Genomic DNA, 4,754 nt, shown 5'->3' with positions numbered 1-4,754 from the left:
ACCAAGCAACCTAAAACAGCCAGCCGCAGCGAAACTGTCATCGCAGCTAAAAGTGCTCACTCAACCAAGGCTACTACTGGTGTATGCGATCACGGCACTGGGTTACGGCGGCACATTTACCGCTTTCACTTTCCTTGCGCCAATCTTGCAACAGGAAACAGGGTTCAGCGCCAATGCAATCAGCCTAATCATGTTGGTCTACGGTGTATCCGTGGCGATTGGTAATATTTGGGGCGGCAAAATGGCCGATAAGATGGGGCCAATTAAAGCGCTAACGATTATTTTTTCAGGGCTCGCTACTGTCCTAGTGATATTTAACTTTACTGCCGTTAACCCTATCGCCGCGGTAGCAACCATTTTAGTTTGGGGCGCCTTTGCATTCGGTAATGTTCCTGGCCTGCAAGTGTATGTGGTCAAACTGGCTGAAAAATTCACCCCCGATGCGGTCGATGTCGCCTCTGGTTTGAATATTGCGGCGTTTAACGTGGGCATTGCCCTTGGTTCTTGGGGCGGCGGTATGATTGTGTCAGAAATGGGCTTAATGCATACGCCTTGGATTGGTGCAGTGATCGTGCTCGTTGCGCTCATTCTTACTCGAATCAGTGGACACCTAGATAAACGAGCAGAAAGTCAGTGGGAACAAGCAAACGTACTTGTGAAGTAAGCATCACGACAATGGTTACAAGTTGGTCAGTGCACTGCATTGGCCAACTCATTCTTACTTAGAATCAACTTAGGAACCTCACAATGAAAACGGTTTTTATCACTGGCGCCAATCGAGGCTTAGGACTCGAACTGGTTAAACAATACGCTCTGCGTGGATGGCGTGTGATTGCATGCTGCCGTGACATCAATACAGCTCAGGCTTTGTGTCTCTTGGTACAAACTTATCCCACCATTTGTATTCATCCGCTCGACGTGAGTAATGAATCCCATATTCTCGCTTTGACAGAAAAATTTGCAGATACCGCCATTGATGTACTTATTCATAACGCAGGAGTGAGCGGAGATGAATGTGAAAGCCTAGGCAACATGGGGCAAAAAGAGTGGATAAATGTATTAAAGGTCAACACCATTGCGCCCATGTTAATCACGCAAGCTTTACTTAATAATATTCTTGCTGGCGAAGATAGAACCATCATCGGGATGACCTCGATACTCGCTAGCATCGATGACAACCGCTCTGGTGGTCGATACAGTTATCGCGCATCAAAAGCCGCTCTCAACCAAATAATTAAATCTCTGGCCTGTGAACTGTCCGATGAGGGCGTGAAGACTATGGCAATTCATCCTGGTTGGGTACAAACCGATATGGGCGGAAAGGAAGGCAAGGTAACAGTAAAAGAGAGTGTTACAGGCATGCTTAATGTTATCGACAATTTAAAACTTAAGCATTCAGGTTCATTTTTTGTCTACGATGGCACTCAATTGCCATGGTAAGCCTAGTCGTTACGTCTCATACAAACTCTAAGGGTAGGATATGCTTTTAACCTTTATAGTTTTAATCCTTTCTATTGTCGCTTTGATCGGCTGGTATTTACACAAAGTCTCCCGTGATATTGCCAACATTGGCTGGGATTGGGATAACGATGAAATCCTTTAACGAGAAATGGCACAGAAACAATCCAACATAAAGAACCAAAAACGCGAGCACAAAGCTCGCTTTTAACGGTTTGATTTAATTATCTATTACAGAAGCTCTACCGACTGCTGGGCAATAACGAATTCTTTGTTAGTTGGGTATATATTCGTATTGCATCTGCCAACAGGAATTTGGACAATTTGCTAATTTAGCTATTCATAAATAAGCTCTGGTATTGAAAACTGACTACCAACTACCAACTACCGACTAAAAACTCAGAACTCACCTCATTTCTGCCATTATGGATGAAAGATTTAAACAAGCTCACTTGACCTGTCTATCACTCTATAGTTCATACTATCCAGATACTAAGAACACTTAGGTCGAATCTAACATGTATTTGATTTCGGAATTGGCGGCGAAGGCAAGTCTCTCTCGCACCACCCTACTCTATTACGAGAAGTTAGGGTTGATTAAAGGACAGCGCCTTGACAATGGATATCGCTATTACAGCGAAAACGATTTGCAGCGACTGATGTTGATACAACAACTTCAAAGCGCAGGTCTCTCATTGAAAGAGTGCGAACAATGCTTGGACGCGAAGTTAAGTAGAAGCTTATTGGAAAATCGGCTAACACAACTCAACCATGAGATTGATAAAAAAATTCACGCTCGTGAGTTGCTACTGGCATTACTTGGAGAACGTTCACAAAGAGAGTTACACCATTCTCTGAGTCAAAGTGCGCCTAGCGCTTACTTAAACTGGTTAAGTACTCAGGGTTACAGTGAAAAAGAAGCGCTCAGATTAAAGTGGTTATCAAAAGATATGAACGAACACGATAGTTACATGAAAGACTTTATGAAGATCTTTGCAACATTAGAAAGGTGGGGGCCAGGGAGTAATAAGGACTCTTTAAAAGCGATTTCATTAATGTCGCCTCAGACCATGACCGATATTTTAGACATTGGTTGTGGCACTGGCACCTCAACATTACTGCTAGCTGACAACAGTAACGCACACATTACAGCCGTGGATAATGAGCCTGTTGCCATCGAACAGCTCGATAAAAAAATCCAAAACGCACAGTTACACGAGCGCATTTCTCCTGTTTATGCATCCATGACGGAATTGCCATTTCAGGCAAAGTCTTTTGATGCCATTTGGGCGGAAGGCTGTGTGTACGTTATGGGAATGGAGAACGCACTAAAACAATGGAAGCCTCTGTTAAAAGACAATGGCGTCTTGATGGTGAGTGATTTGGTTTGGCTCACTGACTCTCCCGACGAAGAGGCTACACAGTTTTGGCTGGCAGACTATCCCGATATCCAGTCGATCCCTAAACGGCTAGCCTTGTTCAAAAAGCATGGCTACCACGTAGTCGAACACTTTTCATTAGGTGTCGATGCCTGGCAGAACTACTGGCTACCGTTGAAAGACAGAGTTCACGAATTACAAGCTGTTATGCCGGCATCCCAGGCGTTATTGGACATTAAGAAAGAGATTTCGATTTACGAACGATGTGCCGCAAAAGATTTTACCTATCAGTACTTTATTTTAGAGCTAGTAAGCTAGAGATAGACAGATGAAATACGGATTGTACAAACAAGAACAAACTCAAGAAATCATTACACTGTTCAATGACACATTTTCAGATTCAGAAGGTAAAAAAGAAGGCGCATTAATGGCGAAACTGGTAGAAAACTCTCTTACTTTACCAACCAAAGATGAGGACTTTTATATGGTTATTGCACAATCTTTGGTCGGTGAAGTGATCCCTCACATTGTGGGCAAACCAATATGCTTACCCGCAATCGACAATCCATATTATAGGTAGGTGGTTACACATGAGAATTCCTTCATTACTTGAGTTAGGTATGCGGCCTTTTTTCCAGCAGCAACTTTCTTTAAAAGAGTTAGAGAACGGCTCGCTAGGTCGAATTATCGAACATCATAAATCTGACGTTGTTCTGATGGGGGACAATGGGACTTTACGATTAAATCTCCCGCCTAAGCTCGACGCAGTATGCGTGGGCGATTGGGTCGTGTTCGATCACGAGCGAATAATACGTGTACTCGAAAGACAATCCTTGTTTCAACGTAAGGCGGCTGGGAGCGCTCTTAAACGTCAGTTGATCGCGGCCAACATTGATCGTGTTTTTATAGTGAGTTCATTAAATGAGGATTTCAGTTTAAATCGGATTGAGCGCTATTTGGCTTTGGCTAATGAAGCGGGCGCTCAACCTGTGATTGTGCTAACAAAAGCCGATTTACACCCTGATCCTGATGATATTCGCCAGCAAGTTCAAAAGCTTGATCCGCTGTTAAGTATTCATTGTGTTAACGCATTGGATAGCCAAGATGTTTCTGTATTGGAAAGTTACTGCCAGAAAGGCAAGACAATTGCGTTTCTCGGCTCCTCGGGTGTAGGGAAATCAACACTGGTCAATAGCTTACTTGGCCGCCATGAAATGGAAACTAGGCATATTCGCGAACAAGACAGCAAAGGTCGCCATACCACTACCCATCGTGCAATTAAATGGTTACCCAGAGGTGGTCTGTTGATGGACACGCCAGGAATGCGAGAGTTACAACTGAGCAATGTCAAAGAAGGGATTCAACTTACCTTTGCCGATATTGAATCCCTCGCATCTCAATGTCGTTTTAGTGACTGCCTGCATGAGAATGAACCAAGTTGTGCGGTTAGAGAGGCAGTAGAAAGCGGAGAGCTATCCTCTAGGCGATTAGATAACTACAAAAAACTGCTGCGCGAAGAAGCCTACAACAGTGCGACATTGGCGGAGAGAAGAGCGAAAGATCGTACGTTTACGAAGATGGTGAACTCCGTTCAGGAGAAAGCACGTTCGGCTAAAAAGTTTCGATAACCATTTACAGAATCATCATTAATCACAAACCATTGGTTCTGTTGATCATCTAATCAAAATACTTCTCTATACAGAAAAATATTACCTTTAGTAAGGCAAAATCGTATTAACAAAGTGCGAATGAGTATTTACCCTAACCAGTAACGGGACAGAAACAATCCAACACTAACCTCGCTAACTTATAGCAAAAAAATGAATAGCAGAAGTCAATGTAGTGAGCGATGAGTGCTCGCCATTCGCGTGCTTTGCGATGGTCTATCCAACAATATGAGCACAAAAAAAGCGAGCA

Annotated in this window: 6 protein-coding genes; all 6 read left to right on the top strand. The window is 43.4% G+C overall.

All coding sequences use genetic code 11. The annotated features are described in order from the left end of the window. On the top strand, positions 1–664 hold a 664-nt coding region (locus ACP45E_RS10060), incomplete at its 5' end, for an MFS transporter (protein WP_141707282.1). An 83-nt stretch (positions 665–747) separates the two neighbouring features. After that, positions 748–1,440 (top strand): SDR family oxidoreductase, encoded by a 693-nt coding sequence (locus ACP45E_RS10055; RefSeq protein WP_017037460.1) that lies wholly within the window; start codon positions 748–750, stop codon positions 1,438–1,440. Between the two features lie 40 nt (positions 1,441–1,480). Next, complete coding sequence (locus ACP45E_RS10050; protein ID WP_017037461.1) at positions 1,481–1,603, top strand: hypothetical protein; 123 nt, start codon at positions 1,481–1,483, stop codon at positions 1,601–1,603. A 373-nt stretch (positions 1,604–1,976) separates the two neighbouring features. Next, the gene (locus tag ACP45E_RS10045) at positions 1,977–3,155 is read left to right on the top strand and encodes a MerR family transcriptional regulator (protein ID WP_017033946.1); all 1,179 of its coding nucleotides are present in this window, start codon (positions 1,977–1,979) and stop codon (positions 3,153–3,155) included. 10 nt (positions 3,156–3,165) lie between these two features. Further along, on the top strand, positions 3,166–3,417 hold the full coding sequence (locus tag ACP45E_RS10040) for an acetyltransferase (protein ID WP_069584965.1): 252 nt from the start codon (positions 3,166–3,168) through the stop codon (positions 3,415–3,417). A gap of 10 nt (positions 3,418–3,427) precedes the next feature. Further along, the gene (gene rsgA / locus ACP45E_RS10035) at positions 3,428–4,465 is read left to right on the top strand and encodes a ribosome small subunit-dependent GTPase A (protein WP_017037463.1); all 1,038 of its coding nucleotides are present in this window, start codon (positions 3,428–3,430) and stop codon (positions 4,463–4,465) included. Positions 4,466–4,754 lie beyond the last annotated feature (289 nt).

The sequence above is a fragment of the Vibrio genomosp. F10 str. 9ZD137 genome (genome assembly GCF_049974785.1).
Lineage (GTDB): Bacteria > Pseudomonadota > Gammaproteobacteria > Enterobacterales > Vibrionaceae > Vibrio.
The sequence above is the reverse complement of the archived record's forward strand: the minus strand, read 5'-3'. Positions and strand labels throughout refer to the sequence as shown.